The sequence below is a fragment of the Amycolatopsis roodepoortensis genome, from assembly GCF_014873915.1.
Classification (GTDB): Bacteria; Actinomycetota; Actinomycetes; order Mycobacteriales; family Pseudonocardiaceae; genus Amycolatopsis; species Amycolatopsis roodepoortensis.
In genome coordinates this window covers 657562-677865 of sequence record NZ_JADBEJ010000008.1, presented here as the reverse complement: position 1 = coordinate 677865, position 20304 = coordinate 657562, and the positions used below count along the sequence as shown (strand labels likewise).

Annotated in this window: 19 protein-coding genes; 11 read left to right on the top strand and 8 right to left on the bottom strand. The window is 67.7% G+C overall.

Annotated features, from left to right (window positions below):
* Positions 1-91: 91 nt before the first annotated feature.
* Both H4W30_RS40920 and H4W30_RS40915 read right to left on the bottom strand, forming a co-directional pair.
* Positions 92-295: a cold-shock protein gene (locus H4W30_RS40920; protein WP_005149851.1), complete on the bottom strand. Its 204-nt coding sequence runs from the start codon at positions 293-295 to the stop codon at positions 92-94.
* Positions 296-563: 268 nt separating this feature from the next.
* Positions 564-2087, bottom strand: coding sequence for a nucleobase:cation symporter-2 family protein (locus H4W30_RS40915; protein WP_192747617.1), 1524 nt, complete (start codon positions 2085-2087; stop codon positions 564-566).
* A 213-nt stretch (positions 2088-2300) separates the two neighbouring features.
* Between H4W30_RS40915 and H4W30_RS40910 the strand changes: the two genes are divergently transcribed.
* From H4W30_RS40910 to H4W30_RS40895, 4 genes are all read left to right on the top strand, one after another.
* Positions 2301-6743 carry a DUF6531 domain-containing protein gene (locus H4W30_RS40910; protein ID WP_192747616.1) on the top strand — a complete coding sequence of 1481 codons (4443 nt, stop codon included), beginning with the start codon at positions 2301-2303 and terminating at the stop codon, positions 6741-6743.
* Positions 6744-6803: 60 nt separating this feature from the next.
* Positions 6804-8012: an amidohydrolase family protein gene (locus H4W30_RS40905; protein WP_192747615.1), complete on the top strand. Its 1209-nt coding sequence runs from the start codon at positions 6804-6806 to the stop codon at positions 8010-8012.
* 169 nt (positions 8013-8181) lie between these two features.
* Positions 8182-8910: a dienelactone hydrolase family protein gene (locus H4W30_RS40900; protein ID WP_192747614.1), complete on the top strand. Its 729-nt coding sequence runs from the start codon at positions 8182-8184 to the stop codon at positions 8908-8910.
* Positions 8911-8982: 72 nt separating this feature from the next.
* Positions 8983-9816, top strand: coding sequence for an SCO6745 family protein (locus H4W30_RS40895; protein WP_225950820.1), 834 nt, complete (start codon positions 8983-8985; stop codon positions 9814-9816).
* Here the strand turns inward: H4W30_RS40895 and H4W30_RS40890 are convergent.
* Complete coding sequence (locus H4W30_RS40890) at positions 9803-10369, bottom strand: dihydrofolate reductase family protein (RefSeq protein ID WP_192747613.1); 567 nt, start codon at positions 10367-10369, stop codon at positions 9803-9805. The two genes, H4W30_RS40895 and H4W30_RS40890, sit on opposite strands and share 14 nt — an antisense overlap.
* Before the next feature lie 120 nt (positions 10370-10489).
* Complete coding sequence (locus H4W30_RS40885) at positions 10490-10816, bottom strand: MerR family transcriptional regulator (protein WP_192747612.1); 327 nt, start codon at positions 10814-10816, stop codon at positions 10490-10492.
* 722 nt (positions 10817-11538) lie between these two features.
* Between H4W30_RS40885 and H4W30_RS40880 the strand changes: the two genes are divergently transcribed.
* The 5 genes from H4W30_RS40880 (at position 11539) to H4W30_RS40860 (ending at position 14713) form a co-directional block, all read left to right on the top strand.
* Positions 11539-11799 carry a hypothetical protein gene (locus tag H4W30_RS40880; RefSeq protein ID WP_192747611.1) on the top strand — a complete coding sequence of 87 codons (261 nt, stop codon included), beginning with the start codon at positions 11539-11541 and terminating at the stop codon, positions 11797-11799.
* 102 nt (positions 11800-11901) lie between these two features.
* Complete coding sequence (locus H4W30_RS40875; RefSeq protein WP_192747610.1) at positions 11902-12393, top strand: carboxymuconolactone decarboxylase family protein; 492 nt, start codon at positions 11902-11904, stop codon at positions 12391-12393.
* A gap of 21 nt (positions 12394-12414) precedes the next feature.
* Positions 12415-13164 (top strand): SDR family oxidoreductase, encoded by a 750-nt coding sequence (locus tag H4W30_RS40870; RefSeq protein ID WP_192747609.1) that lies wholly within the window; start codon positions 12415-12417, stop codon positions 13162-13164.
* A 2-nt stretch (positions 13165-13166) separates the two neighbouring features.
* A complete protein-coding gene (locus tag H4W30_RS40865; RefSeq protein ID WP_192747608.1) occupies positions 13167-14327 on the top strand; it encodes a cytochrome P450 in 1161 nt (386 codons plus the stop codon).
* A complete protein-coding gene (locus tag H4W30_RS40860) occupies positions 14324-14713 on the top strand; it encodes a hypothetical protein (protein WP_192747607.1) in 390 nt (129 codons plus the stop codon). The genes H4W30_RS40865 and H4W30_RS40860 overlap by 4 nt, the downstream gene beginning before the upstream one ends.
* Positions 14714-15425: 712 nt before the next feature.
* Here H4W30_RS40860 and H4W30_RS40855 read toward each other — a convergent pair.
* Positions 15426-15842 carry a hypothetical protein gene (locus tag H4W30_RS40855; protein WP_192747606.1) on the bottom strand — a complete coding sequence of 139 codons (417 nt, stop codon included), beginning with the start codon at positions 15840-15842 and terminating at the stop codon, positions 15426-15428.
* 277 nt (positions 15843-16119) lie between these two features.
* Positions 16120-16320, bottom strand: a complete 201-nt coding sequence (locus H4W30_RS40850) for a hypothetical protein (RefSeq protein ID WP_192747605.1) — start codon at positions 16318-16320, stop codon at positions 16120-16122.
* Between the two features lie 400 nt (positions 16321-16720).
* Here H4W30_RS40850 and H4W30_RS40845 point away from each other — a divergent pair, with 400 nt between their 5' ends.
* Positions 16721-17365 carry a hypothetical protein gene (locus tag H4W30_RS40845; RefSeq protein WP_192747604.1) on the top strand — a complete coding sequence of 215 codons (645 nt, stop codon included), beginning with the start codon at positions 16721-16723 and terminating at the stop codon, positions 17363-17365.
* Between the two features lie 142 nt (positions 17366-17507).
* Here the strand turns inward: H4W30_RS40845 and H4W30_RS40840 are convergent, their stop codons facing one another.
* Positions 17508-17810, bottom strand: a complete 303-nt coding sequence (locus H4W30_RS40840; protein ID WP_192747603.1) for a hypothetical protein — start codon at positions 17808-17810, stop codon at positions 17508-17510.
* Positions 17811-17963: 153 nt separating this feature from the next.
* Here H4W30_RS40840 and H4W30_RS40835 point away from each other — a divergent pair, with 153 nt between their 5' ends.
* Complete coding sequence (locus tag H4W30_RS40835; protein WP_225950819.1) at positions 17964-18383, top strand: hypothetical protein; 420 nt, start codon at positions 17964-17966, stop codon at positions 18381-18383.
* Positions 18384-18658: 275 nt separating this feature from the next.
* Here the strand turns inward: H4W30_RS40835 and H4W30_RS40830 are convergent, their stop codons facing one another.
* Positions 18659-20038: a hypothetical protein gene (locus H4W30_RS40830; RefSeq protein ID WP_192747602.1), complete on the bottom strand. Its 1380-nt coding sequence runs from the start codon at positions 20036-20038 to the stop codon at positions 18659-18661.
* Positions 20039-20304 lie beyond the last annotated feature (266 nt).

Below are 20304 nucleotides of genomic sequence, written 5' to 3'. Positions count from 1 at the left end.
AACGATCACAAGCATGCAACGACGATATCGGGTCCCGAAACGCCCGAAGGCCCCCACCCGGTACGGATGGAGGCCTTCGGCGTGAAGAAAGTCAGATGGCGACGACGCGCTGGGCCTGCGGGCCCTTCTGACCTTGGCCGATCTCGAACTCGACGCGCTGCCCTTCGTCCAGGGACTTGAAGCCGCTGCCCTGGATCTCCGAGTAGTGCACGAAAACGTCCGGTCCGCCGTCGTCCTGAGCGATGAAGCCGAAGCCCTTTTCGCCGTTGAACCACTTAACGCTGCCCTGAGCCATACTTTTTCTACCTGCTCTTCATAGCGAGTCTGAGCTCATTCGATGCCCCGATCTCGTGGACCATTCTCGCAGGTCTTGCCCGGTAACACACGTCGCCGTCTCAAATTCGTACAGATCGCCAGGTCAAGGTCACCCTCGGCGGGTCACCCGGAGGGGGTGGACCGCCGATTTCCGGCGTCCTGGACGCCCCCGTGGCGAGCCTGGCGGACGCCGCCGGGACCCGCTGAGCTTTCATCCGACCGAGTGATCGACGCGGCGCCCCGCCGCGTCAGTGCCCCTCCGGCTCGGACCCGATCCGGTAAGGCACCGGCTTGCCCTCTTCGTCACACACCTGGACCGGCTTGCCCTCGGCGTCCACGATCTTGCCGTCGACGATCCTGTCGCCGTCCTTGAGCCGCGAGAAGGCCCTGAGGTCGGAGTAGTCGATCACCCTGGTCGCGGTCGCGAACACCGACGGGTCGCTGCCCGCCTTGGCCGGTTTCAGGTGGTTGAACAGCAGGTTCAGCACGACGGCCATGAGCGCGGCCGAGCTGATCCCCGAGTGGAAGATCGTGCCGACCCACGCCGGGAAGTGGTGGTAGAACTCCGGCGCCGCGATCGGGACCATCCCCAGCCCGACCGACGCGGCGACGATCACCAGGTTCATGTTCCCGTTGTAGTCCACTTTGGACAGCGTCTTGATACCGGACGCCGCGACCGTGCCGAACAGCACGAGCCCGGCGCCGCCCAGCACCGGGTACGGGATCGCGGCGACGACGCGGCCGAGCACCGGGAGCATGCCCAGTACCAGCAGAATCACTCCGCCGGCGGTCACCACGAACCGGCTCCGGACCCCGGTGATCGCGACCAGCCCGACGTTCTGGGCGAACGCGCTCTGCATGAACCCGTTGAAGACCGGCGCGACCGCCGACGACGCCATGTCGGCGCGCAGCCCGTCGCCGATCCGGCGTTTGCCGACCTTCGTCCCGACGATCTCCCCCACCGCGAGCATGTCGGCGGTGGTCTCGGTGAGGGTCACCAGCACGACGATGAACATCGACACGATCGCGGCGACGTCGAAGGTCGGCGCGCCGAAGCCGAACGGGGTCGGTACCGCGAAGATCGGACCGTCCCAGACCTGCGAGAAGTCGGCCTTGCCCAGCACGGCGGCCAGTACGGTGCCGACCACGATCGACAGGAGGATCGAAAGCCGCGAGATGGCCGGGACGGCGACCTTGCTGAGCAGCAGCACGATCGCCAGCGTCATCGCGGCCAGGCCGATGTTGGAGACCGAGCCGAACTCCGGCGACTTGGCGTTGTTGCCCATCGCCCACTGGGCCGCGACCGGCATCAGGCTGAGCCCGATCACCGTGATCACCGTCCCGGTGACCACCGGCGGGAAGTACTTCACCAGCCGGGAGAACACCGGCGTGATGAGCAGGCCGAGCACCGCGGACGCGATCACCGAGCCGAACACGGCCGGCAGGCCGCCGTCGGCCACGATCGCGGTCATCGTCGCCACCCCCGCGAAGGAGGTGCCCTGGACCAGCGGTAACCGGGAGCCGAAGAAGGGGATGCCGAACGACTGCAGGATCGTCGCCAGACCGCCGATGAACAGGCACGACGCGACGAGCAACCCGATCTCGGCCGTCGAGACGCCCGCGGCACCGCCGATGATCAGCGGCGGCGCGATGATCCCGCCGTACATCGTCAGGACGTGCTGGACGCCGTAAGTGAAACTCTTGCCGATCCCGAGCCGTTCGTCCTCGGGCCTGCCGCTCGCGGCCGCTTCGGCCCGCGTCCTCTTCACCATGGATCCGCCTCTCGATAGAAGCGAGCGATGCCGGGCAATTTCAATCTGCGGAGGTTAACTTCCACATAGCAGAACTTGCAAGACCCTGCCCGTACGGGTCGTCCTCACGGCGGGTGGGCAAAGATCCTTTCCGCGCAGGGGGACCGCGGCTCGGCGATGGTAGAAATCGGTTGCCCAGTCGGTGAGGATCCCGAGGCAGGAAAGACGGCATACATGGCGAATCCGCTGGTCGCTGAGCGCCAGGACTCCACCAAGGCGCACTCCGGTGTCCCGTTGCTGGAATCCGCGATCGACCTCAAGGAAGGCATCGAGAAGGGCGACTGGGCCGCGGTCGCGATGGGTGCCGTCGGGACGGCTCTCGACGCGCTGTCGATGGCCATGGACCCCTTCGGTTCGATCCTCGCCGCGGGTGTCGGCTGGCTGCTCGAACACGTCGGCCCGCTCTCCGACGCGCTCGACGCCCTGACCGGCGACGCCGATCAGATCAAGGCGCAGGCCGAGACCTGGTCCAACATCGCGAAGGAACTCGGTGCCATCGGCACGGATCTGACCGACCTGGTCAAGGCCGACCTGCAGACGTGGGCGGGCGACGCCGCGGACCGCTACCGCGAACGGTCACAGGACACGGTCACCGTGCTCACCGCCGCGCAGAAGGGCTGCGAGGGCGCGTCCAGCGGGGTCAAGACCGCGGGCGAGGTCGTCGCCGCCGTCCGCACCCTGGTCCGCGACATCATCGCCGAACTCGTCGGTCACCTGATCAGCTGGGCGCTGCAGGTACTTTTCACCCTCGGCATCGGCCTGACCTGGGTGGTACCGCAGGTGGTGACCGCGGTCGCCAAGACCGCCGCGAAGATCGCCGACCTCACCACCAAGCTCGTCAAGGCGCTCAAGGGCCTGATGCCGCTGCTCAAGAAGGCCGACACGCTCTTCGACGACGCCGCCAAGGCCCTGCGCAAGCTGCAAAGCGGCAAGGTGGACGCGCCGCCGCCGCCCAAGCCCAAGGGCGGCAACGACCGCGGGATCGACGAGGGCACCAGCAGCTCCAGCGCCGACGGCAACGGCAAACCGGGCGGCGGCAACGACGGCCCCGCCAACGACAAGAGCACCAACACCAAGAGCGACAACGACCAGACGAACACCAGCGGCACTGGCGGCGGCGGTGGCACGCGCGACCGGGGCGGCAGCACCGACACCACCAAGAAGGACGGCAACGGCGACCGCTCGACGTCGTCGGATTCCAAGAACTACTGCGGTGACCCCGTCGACGTCGCGACGGGCGAGGTCGTCATGAAGCAGGTCGACGTGACGCTGCCCGGCGACGTGGCCGAACTCGAACTCTCCCGGACGCATCTGTCGTCCTACACCGCCGGCCGCTGGTTCGGTCCATCTTGGACGTCCACAATGGACCAGCGGTTGGTGGTCGCGAGCGACCGCGTCCTGTTCTACGCCGAAGACGGCATGGTGCTGACCTATCCGGTCCCGGCGACTGTCCCCGTCCTGCCGATGCAGGGCCCGAGGCACCGGCTGCGCCGCGCGGCGGACGGCTACCGGCTGTCGATGGGCGATCGCGAACTGCTCTTCGCCGGCGCGGGCCGGGTCCTTCCGCTCACGGCCATCGAACAGAACGGCGCCCGCACCGAATTCGCCTACGCGCCCGACGGAACGCCCGCGCGGCTCCGCCGTGACGACGGCGTCGAACTCGCGATCGGCACCGCGAACGGGCGGATCGTCGCGCTAGGCGCGCCAGGACAACCGCCGCTCGTGCGCTTCTCGTACAACCGGCTCGGCCAGCTGAGCACCGTCGCGGACTACGCCGGCCGCCCCATGACCCTCGACTACGACTTCAGTCACCGGCTCGTCGGCTGGAAGGACCGCACGGGCACTTGGTACCGCTACGTCTACGACGACGCCGGCCGCTGTGTCCGCGCCGTCGGGGCTAGCGGCTACTACAACGCGACGTTCGCCTACGAACCCGGCACGACGCGGCACACCGACGCCACGGGCCACACGTGGACGTATCGCCTCAACGACGCCCGGCAACTGGTCGAACGCGTCGACCCGCTCGGCAACTCCCAGCGGTACGCGTGGAACCGGCGCGACGAGCTCCTGTCCACAGTGGACGAACTCGGCCGGGAGACCGGCTACGAGTACGACGAAGACGGCGAAGTGGTCGCCGTCCACCGGCCCGGCGGCTCGACGGTGCTGGTGACGCACGCCGACGGCGAGATCCGGCTGTCGGCGGGAGACGTCCGGCGGACGGTCCCCGCGTTCGACCCGGCCACCACGCTGGTCGGCACCGGGATGCCGGTCGAGATCCCGGACGCGCCCGATCCGCTGACCGACGCGCCGGTGACGGACCGTCCCGGCGACCGCGACCTGTTCGGCCGCCCCCGCCTCACGTACACGGCCTCCGGCGGCGCGGCGAGACTCGGCTGGACGGCCGATGGACGCCGTGCCTGGCGGCTCGGCCCCGACGGCGGCCGCGAGACGTGGGTGCACGACGCCGAAGGTCACGTCGTCGAGCACCGCGACGCGGCGGGTGCCGCGCGGCGCCGCAAGTACGGCCCGTTCGGCCTCGTCCTGGAAGAGACCGACGCCGCGGGCGCGCGCACGCTGTTCACCTACGACGGCGAGCTGCGGCTCACCTCGGTGACCAACCCGAACGGCCACACCTGGCGCTATGTCCGCGACGCCGCGGGCAGGCTCGTCGAGGAGATCGACTACGAGGGTCGCCGGATCGGCTACGCCTACGACGCGGCGGGGCAACTGCTGCGCATGACCAGCAGTACGGGTGACGCGACCGAGTACGACTACGACGTCGGGGGCAACGTCGTGGCCAGGCGCACTCCGGACGACGTCACGCGGTACGAGTACGACGCGCTCGGCCGGATGACCGTCGCCGAGAACACCGAATCGCGGGTCGAGATGGTCCACGACGACGGGGACCGGGTCGTCGTCGACACGATCAACGGGCTCGGGGTGTGCTGGCGCCACGACGGCGACGTGCTCGTCCGCCGCACATCGTCCGGTGTGGACAGTGAGTGGCGGTTCACCGGTGAGGGGCTGCCGCGGTCGCTGCGGATCGCCGGCCACGAAGTCGAGTTCGGTTACGACGACGCCGGACGGGAGATCACGCGCGCTGTCGACGGCACCGTGGTGCTCCGGCGGCGGTTCGACGCGGAAGACCGGCTCGCCGAAGAGCACATCTCGGGCGTCGGGCAACGCGTCTACGGCTACCGGCCGGACGGCAGGCTCGCCGCCGTCGACGACGCGATCCGGCCCTGGCGGCTCACCTTCGACACCGCGGGCCGGGTCAGCGAGGCACGCGGACCCGCCGGGGTCGAACGGTTCACCCACGACGCCGCGGGGACCATCGTCATCGGCGAGGACGTCTACAGCGGCGACGAGCGGGGCCGGGTCGTCGCCGACCAGTCCTGCGTCTACGAGTGGGACCACCTCGACCGGCTGCGCTCCGTTCGCACCCCCGACGGCGCGTTCTGGACCTATCACTACGACCCGCTCGGGCGGCGATTCGCCAAACGCCGCTGGCTGATCGACCAGGACGGCGCGGCCGAGCTCACGCACGACGTCCGCTTCCTGTGGAGCGGGATGACCGTGGTCGAGCGGATGGATTACGACCCCGCCGACGAGTCCTACCGGCTCCTGACCTGGGAACGCTACGACGACGACCGCCCCGTCGTGCAGATCGAGCGCACGGGCGCCCTCGAGGACGCCGTGTTCCGCGCCGTGATCACGTCGCCCGCGGGAACGCCGACCGAACTGCTCGACGAACACGGCACGCTGGTCTGGCAGGACCGCAGCAGTTTCTGGGGTGTGCCGCTGCCCGGCGCCGACGCCGCGTCGATGCCGCTGGCGTTCCCCGGCCAGCACCGCGACGAGGAAACCGGGCTGCACTACAACGTCTTCCGGTACTACGACCCCAGGACGTCGCGCTACCTCAGCCAGGACCCGCTCGGCCTCGCCGCCGCGCCGAACCCCGTCGGCTACGTCGACCAGCCGCTGCTCATCGGGGACCCGCTCGGCCTCGTCCCGCCCTGCGGGCGGAGCGGTCCGGGCAGCCAGCAGCGACCTCAGCCGGTCGGCCCCAGCGGGCAACCCCAGCCGCTGCGAAGGAGCCCGCGGAAGCCTCCCATCGACGTCGACAAGATGTCGAAGGAGGAGTTCGAGAAGTTCAAGCCGAAGCTCGACCAGATCCTGAAGGCGGACAAGCACTTCTTCTGGTCCGGCGGTACCAAGAAGCGCAAACGCGGCGAAGAGGACGAGTACCTCGGCTCGGTCGAGGAGAAGGCCACCAAGATCGCGAAGCAGAACGGCGGCAACACCCTCGAGGGAACCCTCAAGGACAACAACATCAAGATGCCCGGGTGGATCAACGATCCCAACGACCCGAGGAAACCGCTCGTCCAGGAGAAGTGGGACTACGTCTCCGAAACGTTCGCCAAGAACTCCAACAAGGACACGCACGTGGTCTTCCCCTACTGGCCGGGCAAGGGACACGACGTCTACCCGCATCGCCGCGAGGACAACGTGTTCGACGTGACCGAGTACCCGAGGCTCGAAGCGATGGGGATCGACCACATCACCAAGCACAACGCGGAGACCGGGCACACGCGCCCGTACCGGCACACCAAGTGACGTTGCCGCCGCTCACGGGATTTGGTATACCAAAGAGAGTCCGGCGAGAAAGGTGTCCCCGTGTTGATCCGTGACGTCCGCCCCTGGGGCGGACAGCGCAGCGACGTCGAGGTGGCCGACGGCCGGATCACCGCGGTGCGGCCGCACGATCCCGCCGCCACGCCGTCCCCGGACACGGTCGAGGGGCGCGGGCGGCTGCTGTTCCCGTCGTTCAGCGACGTGCACGTCCACCTGGACTCGACGCGGATCGGGCTGCCGTTCCGGCCGCACACCGGCGCGCCGGGGGTCTGGGCGATGATGCTGAACGACCGCGAGAACTGGCGGAACGCCGAGGTCCCGCTGCCCGAACGCGTCGCCGGGACGCTGGAGCGCATGATCGCGAACGGCACCACCCGCGTGCGCACGTACGCGCAGGTGGACGTCGACTGCAAGCTCGAAAAGCTCGACGCCGTCCTCGCCGCGAAGGAGCGCTTCGCCAAGCACGCGGACGTCGAGATCATGGCTTTCCCGCAGGCCGGGATCCTGCGCGAGCCCGGCACCGTGGACGTGCTGGAGGCGTCGCTGCGCTCGGGTGCCACGGTCGTCGGCGGGATCGACCCGTGTTCGCTGGACAAGGACCCCAAGGGACATCTCGACGTCGTGTTCGGGCTCGCCGAGAAGTACGGCGTCGAGGTCGACATCCACCTGCACGAACCCGGCCACCTCGGCGTGTTCTCGACCGACCTGGTGATCGAGCGGGTCCGCGCGCTGGACATGCGCGGCAAGGTGACCATGTCGCACGCGTACGAACTGGGTTCGATCTCGGAATCGGTGAGCCGTCGCCTGATCGACACGTTCGCCGAGCTGGACATCGCGATGGCGACCGTCGCGCCGTCCACCGACGGACAGCTGTCGCTCGCGGACCTCACGACCGCGGGCGTGCGCGTCGGCCTCGGCGAGGACGGCCAGCGGGACTACTGGAGCCCGTACGGCAACTGCGACCTGCTCGACCGCACCTGGCAGCTGGCCTTCACCAACGGCTTCCGCCGCGACGACCTGATCGAGATGGCGCTGGCCGTGGCGACGATGGGCGGCGCGTCGATCATGAGCCACGACGTCCCGCGGCTGGCGGGTATCGAAGACCGGCCGGGGGTGGCCGTCGGCGACCGCGCCGACCTGGTCCTGGTCGACGGCGAGACCCCGACGAGCGCGGTGATGGACCGCGGCAAGGACCGCACGGTCCTGCACGACGGCGTCGTCGTGGCGGACGGGCTTTCGGTACTCGGGTAAAACCGTTGGCGCGCGATCGCGGCCGCTGCTAACTTGCCGGAGGCCGTGCGAGCGAACGAGGAGGTGGTACCCGTGGACATTTCGACATGGGTGCTCCCCTCAGGGGTCACGGTCGGGCGATAGGTCGTCCGGGAGCGCCGTTTCACGAGCACTCCCGAAAGGCACGACCATGCACTTCACTTCCGAACGACGCCTCGAAGACGCCCTCGAGCGCGAATTCACCCTCGGCGACATCCCCGGAATCCTGTGGACGCCCGAGCCCGCGGCCGCACCGGCTCCGCTGATCCTGATGGGGCACCCCGGCGGACTCGGCAGGATGCACCCGCGGCTCGTGGCCAGGGCCCTGGCCTGCACGGCGGCGGGCTACGCCGCGGCCACCATCGAACTCCCCGGAGCCGGTGACCGGCCGCCGTTCCCCGCGGTCGACGAAGCCCGCACTGACCTGCAGCGCGTGCTGAAGGCCGGCGAGCCGGTCACCGAAGACATCGTCGACCGGCTCGTCCTCCCGCTGGTCGAAACGGCGGTCCCGGAATGGCGGGTCACGCTGGACGCCCTGCTCGCGCTGCCCGGAATCGGCGGCCCGGTCGGGTTCTCGGGCGGGGTGATCGCCATCGCCACCCGGCTGGCGCTGGTCGAGCCACGTATCGCGGCCGCCGTCCTGTTCGCCGGGAGCTACGTGCCGCGCAGCATCCTCGAAGAGGCTCGGCAGGTCACCATCCCGTTGCTGGTCCTGCTGCAATGGGACGACGAGGGGAATGATCGGCAGCAGGCGCTCGATCTGTTCGACGCCTTCGGGTCGCGGGACAAGACGTTGCACGCCAACATGGGCGGGCACACCGGCGTCCCGCACTTCGAGGGAGACTCGGCGGGCCGGTTCATCGCCCGGCATCTGAAATAACCCGATGTCGATTTCCGGGTGCGCCGTTCGTGGGGTAGTCGAACGGTCGCCACGACCCCCCAGGAGATGAGAATGTCGCACCCGGAATCCGTCGCCCGCCGCATGTACGACCTGGTCGAGCCCATCGGCCTGATCCCCTACTTCGCCGACGAGTCCGACGAGGCCCTGATGGCGCTCGGCCTCCGCAACCCGTGGGACGCCTACTTCGCCGGGCGGGCCGCGCCGTTCGGCCGGTCGGTGCCCGCCGAGGTGATCCACGCGATCTTCTACAACTTCGCCCCGGGCGAAGTGGCCCGGCATCTCCCGAAGGTCTGGGAGCTGACCACGCCCGAGGCGGCGCTGGCCGCCCGCGAACGGGGCTGCGTCGCGGGGATGCGGCGGATCCTCGGTGACCTCGCCGACGACCCCGGCGTCACGCGCGCCGGCGAACTCCTGCTGAAAGCGGCGACCAGCGCGCCCGTCGAGGGACGGGCCCTTTTCGCCGCCGTCCGGACGCTCCCGGTACCACAGGAGCCCGTGGCGCGGCTGTGGCACGCGGCCACCCTGTTGCGTGAGCACCGCGGCGACGGCCACACCGCCGCTTTGCTGACCGAAGGTATCGGCGGGACCGAGTGCCACGTGCTCCACGCCCTGTCCGTCGGCATCCCCGCGAACGAGTTCGGCCGGGTCTGGCATCTCCCCGCCGCACAGCTGGCCGCGGTCGTGGACGGGATGCGCGATCGCGGCCTCATCGGCACCGACGACCGGCTCACCGACTCGGGCCGGGCCACGAAGGAGCGCGTCGAGGCGATGACCGACCGGCTCGCGGAGGCGCCTTACAACGCCCTGAGCCCCAGCGAACTCGAGAACCTTGCCGCCGACCTCGAACCGATCTCGGCCGCCATCCGAGCCGTCATCCCGTGGTAGCCACGACGCGATAACGCCGGTGGGTGGCGACGCCCGCGACAGGTTCGCCCTGGGGGACGAGCTCGCCCACATGTCCGGAGAACACGGAGGTCCCCCGGCCCAGCACCACGGGGGCGAGGTGAAGGTAGACCTCGTCGAGCAGGCCCGCGGCCAGCAGCTGTCCGGCGACGTCGGCGCCCATCACGAGTACGTCCTTGTCCCCCGCGGCGTCCTTGGCACGGCGGACCGCGGGCTCCAACCCGTCGAAGGCGAACGTGCCGCCGTTGTCGCCGAGGAGGTCTTCCCTGGTCCGATGGGTGACCACGAAACTCGGGACACCGGGCCACGGCGTCCCGCCCCACGGCCGCAGACCGAGATCGAAAGTGCGTCTGCCGATGACGGTCGCCCCGACCATCGCGTTCACCTCCTCGAAAACGCGGGCGTCGGGGCCCGTCCCGGCCATCCATTCGTGCAGCCGCTCGCCGCCGTCGCCCATGGGCTCTTCGGCCCGGACGTCCGGCCCGGCGGTGAAGCCGTCCAGCGACATCGACACATCCAGCACCACCTTGCTCATCGCGAGACCTCCTTCGCTCCGGTGTTTCCGGAAGGGGGTCGGAGCGGGCTCGGCCGTCTCGACATCCACGCACGAACGCCCTTGCCCGATCCGGACAAGGGCGTTCACAGGGCGGGGATTTCAGCCGTCGGCGCGGAGTTCGGCGTTGAGGCGCTGGGCTTCGTGGAGCTGGTCTTCGAGGGTGACGATGCGGCAGGCGGCCTCGACGGCGGTGCCCTGATCGACCAGTTCCCGCACCCGGGCGGCCAGGCGGAGCTGGTGCCGGGAGTAGCGGCGGTGGCCGCCGGCGGAACGCTGCGGGGTGATCAGCCCGGCCTCGTCGAGGCTGCGCAGGAAGCCTTGGGTGGCGCCGAGCATGTCGGCGGCCCGGCCCATCGTGTACGCGGGGTAGTGCTCGTCGTCGAATTTGTCGGCCCCGTCGGCCGATCCGTTTTGGTCAGGGATCATTCCACCTCCACATCACAAAGGACCCCGGGTGCCAGCACGGCACCCGGGGTCCTCAGGGTTGGGTTTCACCATTGTCAACCGACGTGACCGCCGGCCTTGTGCACCCGCGTCCGCTGGGAAGCCGGACCTTGCGGGGATCGCTCATTCGTGACCGCGAACCACCTCCGAACTCGATGGAACTACGGCACCCGCGCGGCGCTACCTTGCCGCTGCGGGCGATCCAATGATGTTGCCGTTCCCTTCTTTCCTGTGTTTTCCACTTACTGGGTACTGCTACTTCACCTGCTACGGACGACACCGGCGGGAACCCTTCCACTGATCGGTCCCAGCACGCTGACGCCGCTGGTCACTGCCCGGAGCCCCGTTCACTGATCGGCTCCGGCCACCTGACCGGTCCTGCAACTGCATTCACTGACTACAACTACGTGTTCTTCACGGGCGCACGTGCTCCGCCCGCTTCCTGCACTTCCGCCAGGGCCGGTACCACCTGGTCGAACCTTCTTCACAACCCGGCCCTGAGATCTTGCTCCCGGCCAAGCGTCCGCCTGACCGGCTCATCTCACATCTCGCGGGTAGTTACGTCATCTCCCGCGCCTGCTTGACGTTGTCTTTCTCGGTACAAGGAGAAGATTACACACACCCGCCGTTGAATGTCTACCTCAGCCACCATAGATTTTCTGTAGCGCGCCGGTTGGACGACAGCAGAAGGAGCACCCAGGGCCATGAGTGACGACCTCGCGGGAGATTCGCTCGACGAGCGGTACGGCCTGGCAGAGGTGCGTGACCTGGACGAGTACGCCGAAGCTCTCGCCCGCCTGGCCGAGCAGGGGATGGGAGACGAGCGCGCGACGTTGCTCTCGGAAGCCGAGGCCTACGCGGTGGCCGAGCTGCTCGGCCGGTTCGCGCTCAGCGAGCCCTGGAGCGCGTTGAACCAGCTGGCCGCCTCCCTGGCCAGCCGGATCTACAACCGCCTGGGCGCCTGAACACGGCGCAGCCCAGTGGCCTGTGTCACAAGGCCGCTCTGTCACGGGAATCGGGTCGCCGGGATCTCTTGGGCACGACGCCAAGAGAAAGGAAGCCCACCCATGGCGACGACGACGGGCCCGCGATCACGCATGCCCAACCCGATTCCGTTCGTCCCCGAGATGGCCGAAGTCGCGGGCGGTCTGCACAAGGTCCTCAAGAACGGCGCGATTCCCCCGACGACCATCGCGCTGCTGCAGCTGCGCGCCGGGCAGCTGCTCGGCAGCACGTACTTCACGATCCGCGAAACCGGCACTCTCCGGCAGGCCGGGGAGCCCGAGGAACGCATCACCGCGGTGGCGACGTGGCAGGACGCCACCTGCTTCACCGACCCGGAACGGATCGCGCTGGAACTCGTCGAGGCCGTCCTCACCCCGAATCCGTCCGGCGAGCGGGTCCCCGATTCGTTGTACGCCAAGGCATCCGTTTGCTACGACGCCAAAGCGCTCTGGACGCTCGTCATGGCGATCGCGCATATCGGCTTCTTCGCCCCCGCCGCGCTCATCGCCAAGCCGATTCCCGGAATGCCGCCCGGCCAGAACTACACCGACTGACTTTCCCGAAAGGTTCGAACCATGAGCAAGTTCGCAGTGGCCGGAGCGACCGGCAGGCTGGGACGGCACGTCGTCGACGTCCTCACCGAACGAGGTCACCACGTCGTGCCGATGTCCCGGGCCACCGGCGTGGACGTCGTCACCGGTGAAGGACTCGCCCAAGCACTCGCCGGCGCCGAAGGCATCATCGACGTCGCCTCGTGGCACGGCTCCGAACAGGAGGCGGCGACGGAATTCTTCCGTGTATCGGCCCGCAATCTGCACGAAGCCAGCCGTCAGGCGGGCGTCGCCCGGATCACCGCGGCGTCGATCATCGGCGCCGACAAGGCCACCGCCGGTTTCCTCGCCGCCAAGAAGGTGCACGAGGAACTCCTCCTGGCGGGCCCTCTTCCCGTTCGTCTCCTGCGGGCCGCACAGTTCCACGAGTTCGTCGGCCAGCTCCTGGATTGGCAGCAAAGCGACGTCGTTCACCTGCCCGCCCTGCCCACGCAGCTCGTTGCCTGCCGCACCGTCGCGGAGGAACTGGTCGACCTCGCCGTCGCCCACCAGGACCCGGGACCGCCGATCCCCGAAATCGCGGGGCCCCGCAAGGAAATCATGGCGGACGCGGCCCGTCTCCTCGCTGCCCGCCGAGGCATCGAGGTCGTCGGCGTCGACGGCTCCGGCATGCCCGACGCCGAAATCGCGGCCGCCGGCGCTTTCCTGCCGAGCCCGCACGCCAAGCTCACGGGCCCCACGTTCGTCGAGTGGCTCGACGCCCAGGAAGGCTGAAAATGACCGAGGCGATGCCGCTTCATATGCGCAGGAACGGTCTCAACCCGGTCGCGGAGTTGGCGAAGGCACGTGACGGCGAGGGCGTCGTGCGAGTCGAGACGCCGTTCGGCCTGCCCGCGTATCTGGTCAGCCGCAAGGAAGACGTCCGCGAAGTGCTGGCGGATCCGGCCCGGTTCAGCAGCGCACTGACGCCGATCCCGGGGGACGGCCCCACCGCGGGGCAGCTGATCAGGCTCGACCCACCCGACCACACGCGTTTGCGACGGCTGCTCACGCCCGAATTCACCGTCCGGCGGATGAACAGGCTCGAGCCGCGGATCACCGAGATCGTCCAAGCGGCCCTGGACGATCTGGAGCGAGCCGGCAGGCCGGCCGATCTGGTGACGCACTTCGCTTTGCCGGTGCCGTCGCTGGTGATCTGCGAGTTGCTGGGTGTCCCGTACGCCGACCGCGGCGAGTTCCACGCGCGTGCCGTGCGGATTCTCGACTCCTCGTTGCCGATGGACCAGCGGGTCGCGGCGCAACGGGAGGACCACGACTACATGGCGGGCCTGGTGGCCCGCGCCCTGGCGGATCCGGGCGAGGACATGCTGGGCATGCTCGTGCGGGAACACGGCGACGATCTCACTTCCGACGAGTTGACCGGCGTCGCGAGCCTTCTGCTGCTCGCCGGGCACGAGACGACCGCGAACATGCTCGGCCTCGGCACACTGGCCCTGCTGTGGCACCAGGACCAGCTGGCGATGCTCCGCGAGGATCCCGGGCTGATCGAGCCCGCCGTCGAGGAACTGTTGCGCTGGTTGTCCGTCGTCCAGTCGCTGCCGCCGCGGACGACCACGGCGGACGCGGAGATCGGCGGGCACCGCATCCCCGCGGGCTCGCTCGTGATCTGCTCGATTCCGGCCGCCAACCGCGACCCCGCCCTGATCGACGATCCGGAGACGTTCGACATCACGCGCGGAACCACCGGCCACGTCGCCTTCGGGCATGGTCCGCACCACTGTCTCGGGGCGCCACTGGCGAGGATGGAGCTGCGCATCGCACTCCCCGCGTTGCTCCGGCGCTTCCCCGGCCTCGCCTTGGCCGACCCGGCAGAACCGCTGGACTTCCGGGTCTTCAGCCTCGTCTACGGCGTGCGCGCGTTGCGGGTGACGTGGTGACCGGGCGGTTCTTCGGCCTGCTGAAGGCGAGCACGGTGTTCCTGGCGGCCACGCTGCTGGTGCAGGGGATCACCGCCGGCCTGCTTCTTTCCGGCGAAGGCGGCAGCTCGGTGCACCACGCCACGGGCCCCTTCGTCACGGTCGCGATGGTCGTGCAGCTCGTCGCCGCGCTCCTGGTCTGGCGGGTGGGCAACGGGTCGGCGCGGTACACGGCCATCAGCGCGGTGCTTCTGGTGCTGATCGGCGTCCAGTTCGTGGTCGGTGGCAGCGGCGACCTCGCCGTCCATGTGCCGCTGGGGGTGGCGTTGTTCGGGGTGAGCACCGTGCTGGTGGCGCAGGTTTGGACGCCTCACGCGGCCGACCGTGCTGCCGTGAACCGGGGATAAACCGGGGAGCTGAACTTGCCCTGGGTGGCCCACTATGTGTGGACCAGGCGAAAGAGTGGGCCGCCTGGGGCTCGAACCCAGAACCTACGGATTAAAAGTCCCCAGCTCAGCCATGTTGCCTAGTGGCGTTCAGTACCAAATTCTGCCAGTTTGTGCAGCTCAACGCCAGTTTTTCCGGGGACGAGTGCCATCATGTGCCGCCCCGTGTCGGGCTCTACGTCGGCAACGGAGCCCAATCGGAGACGACGTGGGCCCAACGACGGGCTTGGCGATTCCAGTCTCGGAGGCGAGCGGTCCGGTCCAGCGCGTCCCCTTGGCTGAGTCGACACGCCCGGCCCTGCCCCTGGCAGCAACCCGGCCGAAGCCAAGTGAGCTTGCAGCGATCCCGCATACGCCGCGCGACTCCAGGCACCTGCCGCCTTCCGTTTGCAGGACCTCCGCCAGCAGCGCGACAAGCCATGCCACGATCGTCAGGAGCGCCCAACAGTCGGCTGATTTGGCCTGTTCTGCCTTGGGCGCGGCCGCATCGTTGTGGATACGTGCAGTCCCGACAGCTGAAGGACGCCACTCCGCCGAAACCCTCTGGACCGCCTTCACCGCACACTGTGCCGACTAGCACCCGCCGCACGCCGCTGCGAAACGGCTGAGAAACCGGCTGCCGGAATTCCGGCGACGGCCCCCGCGTCGGATCGCCTTCCGATGATGCGAGGCTTCAGGCGGAGATCTTCTCGTCGGGCTCGAACCGCTCCACGTACAGGCGCCCGAACTCGCGCCAGTCGTTGACTGAGGCGCGTTCGTCGGCGAAGTTCTCCAGACACTCGTCGAGTTCGTCGAGCGACCATCCATCGCGCAGGTACGGCCGGACCCAGCGGCGGTCGTTCTCCCACGCGGCGAATGCCCACTTACGCCCCGCAGACCGGTGAAGGCCTCCCCAGAAGAGGTTGCCCGGATCCGGGCCGCGCAAGCTCGGGAAGTTCGCCGCAGGTGACCAGCGTCGCCATGCCTGGTTGAAGCTCAGCTCCAAGGCCATCTTCGTGCTGGTCAACGCCCCGACCCCGGCTGCGAGCACACCGAGCGCCACACCCTCGACAACATGTTTGACCTGCTGGTCTTTGTTAGCCGTAGCCATGGACAAACCTTAGACTCGAGAACGAAGCGCTCCGCCACATCGCCAGAGCCCGCACTCGGAACGCTTCACAGCCCGGAGGGGCCGGGTTCCGCGTGAACAGCGCGATTCGCGGCTCTTACCACGGTGTCCAATCAAGCCAGGTCAGAACGCAGACCACGGTGCCGCCGATCGTGGCCAGACCCACGATGACGGTTCCGGGTTTCTTCCACCGTTGCCATCCGCGTTTCGGTGCGTCGGGCTCACCTGCCCCTATGAAGACGTTGTTCGAGCCGCCGCCCTAAGTCTGCTGCGTGGCGAAGGTGACCGTGTTGCGGTCTCCTGTGACGATGAGCTGAACGGCACCGTCGGCAGCGGCCTTATCAGGAAGGGCTTGCCCGTGCGGGGTGCTCGCCCTCAGTTCGGCGACCAGTGTCGCCAGCGTGGCGCGCACACGGGACAGCGATCCTTTCAGCACGGCCGTCGGCAGCGTCCAATACACCGTGTCGGCGCTGCGGCGCGAGGACGCGCGAGAGGATGCCGACGTGACCGCAGACCGGCGGACTGCCCGGCTTCCAAGGCCGGGCCGACATCCCTGTTTTGATCGTTCAGTACGCTTTTCGCGGCCCGTTCGCTGCGCGACAGTGGAAAACGCGCGCATCGGCGAAAAAGGAGTCGTTTACGCGAGTCGAATGGCCTGTATACGTTGCCGTGCAATGAAAATTGCCAAGCAGGTGATCGACTCCATTCGGCGTAGAGAGCAACTGCGCGTGGCCTAATTTGCCAATAGTTTGTCGCCCCATCTCGGGGCTGTGTTGTAATGTTCGCCTCGCGCCATTTGAAGCATTCGCTTCGGCGCGCCGTACGGGCGACATGAGCGCCCATTATGAGGGGATGTATTTTTGCTCAAGAAAACAAAGAGATTTGGTGTTCTCGCAGCACTCGCGGCAGCCATGGTGTTGTCGGGATCGACAAGTGCGATCGCCGAGGGCCAGACTCCGATCGATGGGATCAAGGTCGCGGAGAGGGTCTTCTCCTCGCCTGACCCGAAGGCCGCCTACACCGCCCTGCCGCCTGCCGAGCGAGAGGCGTTCACCGCGGCGACAGCGGTGGCGAAAGTGGAGACCGAGGTGGTGGGCACGGGACTGGCCGGCAATGAGGGCAAAAGGGTGAACTCCCTGAAAGAAGCGCTGGAGGCGGACGGATGCTGGTATGTCAGCTTCCGCGGCGCAGGCAAGGGGTTGACCGGGAACACGCTGTACAGCTACTGGCAGCACACCGCGATCTGCGTGAGCAACGGCCGTGTCTATCACGTGTGGGTCGACAATGTCGGCGGTGAGACCAGCACACCCGGCTGGCGTATCGACAAGGACCCCATCAGCTGGACTGCGAACCCCGGCTGGGAGGGACGCGGCGTTGCTCAGTACTACTTCGTTCTCGGCGCGGGCCCCTGGGATATCGCGCACCCCACAACCTGCCTGCAGGGCCGCGTGAACGCGGACGGTGTGCATTGGTTGCCTTCGAACTCGTGCAACATCGGCGACTGATTTGTGCCACACTTGAGCCATGACTACCGCCAGCAGGGACACCCGTAGCAGCAGCTTCGGATCTCCATCAGCCATCATGAGCGGAGTTCTTGGGGCAACAGTCTCAGTTGTATTGGTTTTCGCTTTTCCATTGGTGGCTCCGTTATTCGCTGTGGCCTCTGGGGCATTCTCGGCTCTCGGCTATCGACGTACCAGGAAAACTGTATGGATTGTCCTGCTTGTGGTGAGTGCCGTCGCATTTATCGGCGCGCTTTTCATTGATCTCTTCTTGCTGAAGGCCAGTGATGGAGTGACGGCCCCGAACGGGCCGGTTCCCACCAGGACATGAAACACCCGGCTGGTCGGCACCCGATGATTCAGGGGTGCCGACCAGCGCGGGATCAGCGAGATCACCAAGAATCTGCATTTCCTTCGCCAGGCGGCCGACGACCTCGCCCGCCAGCACGAGAGGCTAAGAGGGACGGCGATGACCATGACCGTTCCCATGTCGGGCGTTCGCGTCGATGTGTCAAGCTCGTCGTCGAATTGGACGTGCCGGCGACGATGGCGATACGCGTCGACAACCGTCGGGTCGCCGTCACCTGGCACGATAGCCACGATGAGGCGTGTCGACAGCGACGAAGCTTACGTGCTGGACTTGTGCGACGAGATCCTGGGCGAGCGCGGCCAGCGCCAAGCCCGGTTCGACTGGCTGCGCGGGGATCCCGGCAGAAACGGGCGCACAGTCCGGCTGCCCGTCGACAGCTACTGGCCCGATCATCAGCTCGTGGTCGAATACCGGGAGATCCAGCACAACCAGCCCGTCCCGCACTTCGACAAACCCGACCGGCTCACCGTCAGCGGTGTCCACCGCGGCCAACAACGCGCCTTGTACGACCAGCGTCGAGACCAACTGATCCCCGCTCACGGGCTGCGCCTCGTGGTGATCAAGCCATCCGACCTGGCCGCCGACCGGCGAGGCCGGCTACGACGCGACCGCGACAACGACCAGCTGGCGCTGCGCACCAAACTCATCTGAACGCCAGTTACGGCCGACCGCATGCGGAACGCGACGCCACCGAGTGAGGCTGACCTCCGTCGCGTTCCTTCACCTCACCCAACACTCAGCACCGTAGCGCCTCCTCAACGAGCCGTGACTGCCGATAGCGCCATCGCCACTCCGGGCCTGGACGCTGGCCCTCACGTGCACGCGACACCGGTGGCAGGAGCTGCGCGCGGAGGTCCTGCCGTCTTCCGACTACAAAACCTCCGCCAGCGGCTAACACCTCACGCCACGGCCGTCAGGAGCCTTCCTCAGCCGCCCAGTTTTGCCTGTTCAGCACCGTGTCCAGTCGCGTCGTTGTAGATACGTGCAGCGAGTCTCCTGTCGTCCTGCCGTATCGCCAAAATCGACCGCCGAGACTCGTAAAACCGATAGCGCTTCGATCGACGAACTCTGTTCGGTCGCTTCGCCCGTTTGATCTCATCGTCGGTTAGCGGGACGGCAGCCATCTCACGGAGCACGTCGCGCACGCCATCGATCACGTCCACGGCTGTTCGCGTCGACTTCTTCCAGTTCACGGTCGGCATGTCATGACCAGCCGAGGCATCGGGAGGACCGATGAAGGCCCGGTAGAGGCCGACGAGGTTGTCCGCATCGCGGGGAGTCAGATCGCCGTCCGCGAACACCTGGCCACCGGCACGCAGCAACTTACGGAAGGCGCCCATAGGGTCCGCCTCGGGCGCCTCGATCAGCCGTTTGCCCACGCACGCGAGATTCTGCGAGTCGCTGACCCAACTCGGCAGGTCGTCGACAGTGGTGCTTAGCAGCGCAGCACCGGCGATATAGGGCAGGACCCGCTCAAGGACCAACTCGCCACCGAAGGTTTCCATCCGGAACGGGTAACCCTGTAGTTCTCGATCCCACGTCATGGCAACCAGCACAGTGTCGGGATCGTCCACGATCTCGCGCGCCTTCAACGACGCTCGTACGCGCGTGTCCTCAGCTCGTTGCTGCTCCGTGCGTCGGTTGGCGTCCGCCCGATGTTCCTCGCAATAGCGCTTGCCGTCCTCGGCGGGACTGAACGTCAACGTGGACGTGGTGCCGCAATTTGCACAGGTCCGCTCACGTCGCCACCGCCGTTCCTCGGCAGTCGTGCGGGCTTGTTTCGGTTCGGCGTCGGCGATGGCATAGAGCAGCTTGTCGGGTTGCCTGTGCAGCTTCTTCGTCGCGATCGGCGGCTGCCCTAGGCGTGGCTTCAGCAACATCCGATGCAACTCCGGACCTGTGGCGAGAACATCACCAGGTACTTGATCGGGCTGATACCACGGCCGGCCGTCCGGGCAACGGCCGTCGTGACGCGCCGCTGCTGCGGCGACGTCGGCAAGCGACGGCGCCAGATTCCAGGTATTGTCATCAGCGATTTCGATGACGCCACCTGACTGCGTTCCCTCGAAGGGAGACAGCAGCGCTACGCGCCAACGGAAATCGCCAGTGCCGCTCTGGACGCTGGAGATCACGACACCCTCGACGGAGTCCTTCGCCGAAGCTCCGGCGCGTGTGAGAGTCAGCCGGACGCCGCATAGAACGTTCGGATCTGTCAACTCCGCCACCGCATGGTGCTCTTCAGACGTGCTCGCCTGGGCGGGGAGCTTCCTCAAGGTTTTCGTGTAGGACTCGCCCGTCTGCTCCATCTGGGCGCGGATGTGACGCCTACGTGACCGCGTGGTCATGGTCGTGCTCTCCCGGCAGGCGCCCACTCCCCTGCGATTCGGGGTCGAATGTCATGGGAGGCGCGAGGCTGTCACAGCCTCTTGTCCTCGGTCGTGCAGGTGTTGAGTGGGCAACACTGAAGCACTCGGAGAGTGGCCCGCGCCTAGCGGCCGGACGCGATCATACCGGCATCCTAGATTGACCTCGCCAACCGCCACGGCTTCGTAGACCACAAACCCGCTGCAGG

What these genes read in the sequence shown, in the direction of transcription:
- H4W30_RS40900 (WP_192747614.1), top strand. Translation starts at nt 8,182, where the DNA reads ATGCACTTCACTTCCGAACGACGCCTCGAAGACGCCCTCGAGCGCGAA.
- H4W30_RS40920 (WP_005149851.1), bottom strand. Translation starts at nt 295, where the DNA reads ATGGCTCAGGGCAGCGTTAAGTGGTTCAACGGCGAAAAGGGCTTCGGC.
- H4W30_RS40830 (WP_192747602.1), bottom strand. Translation starts at nt 20,038, where the DNA reads ATGGAGCAGACGGGCGAGTCCTACACGAAAACCTTGAGGAAGCTCCCC.
- H4W30_RS40910 (WP_192747616.1), top strand. Translation starts at nt 2,301, where the DNA reads ATGGCGAATCCGCTGGTCGCTGAGCGCCAGGACTCCACCAAGGCGCAC.
- H4W30_RS40890 (WP_192747613.1), bottom strand. Translation starts at nt 10,369, where the DNA reads ATGAGCAAGGTGGTGCTGGATGTGTCGATGTCGCTGGACGGCTTCACC.
- H4W30_RS40870 (WP_192747609.1), top strand. Translation starts at nt 12,415, where the DNA reads ATGAGCAAGTTCGCAGTGGCCGGAGCGACCGGCAGGCTGGGACGGCAC.
- H4W30_RS40895 (WP_225950820.1), top strand. Translation starts at nt 8,983, where the DNA reads ATGTCGCACCCGGAATCCGTCGCCCGCCGCATGTACGACCTGGTCGAG.
- H4W30_RS40880 (WP_192747611.1), top strand. Translation starts at nt 11,539, where the DNA reads ATGAGTGACGACCTCGCGGGAGATTCGCTCGACGAGCGGTACGGCCTG.
- H4W30_RS40875 (WP_192747610.1), top strand. Translation starts at nt 11,902, where the DNA reads ATGGCGACGACGACGGGCCCGCGATCACGCATGCCCAACCCGATTCCG.
- H4W30_RS40865 (WP_192747608.1), top strand. Translation starts at nt 13,167, where the DNA reads ATGACCGAGGCGATGCCGCTTCATATGCGCAGGAACGGTCTCAACCCG.
- H4W30_RS40855 (WP_192747606.1), bottom strand. Translation starts at nt 15,842, where the DNA reads ATGGCTACGGCTAACAAAGACCAGCAGGTCAAACATGTTGTCGAGGGT.
- H4W30_RS40915 (WP_192747617.1), bottom strand. Translation starts at nt 2,087, where the DNA reads ATGGTGAAGAGGACGCGGGCCGAAGCGGCCGCGAGCGGCAGGCCCGAG.
- H4W30_RS40885 (WP_192747612.1), bottom strand. Translation starts at nt 10,816, where the DNA reads ATGATCCCTGACCAAAACGGATCGGCCGACGGGGCCGACAAATTCGAC.
- H4W30_RS40835 (WP_225950819.1), top strand. Translation starts at nt 17,964, where the DNA reads ATGAGGCGTGTCGACAGCGACGAAGCTTACGTGCTGGACTTGTGCGAC.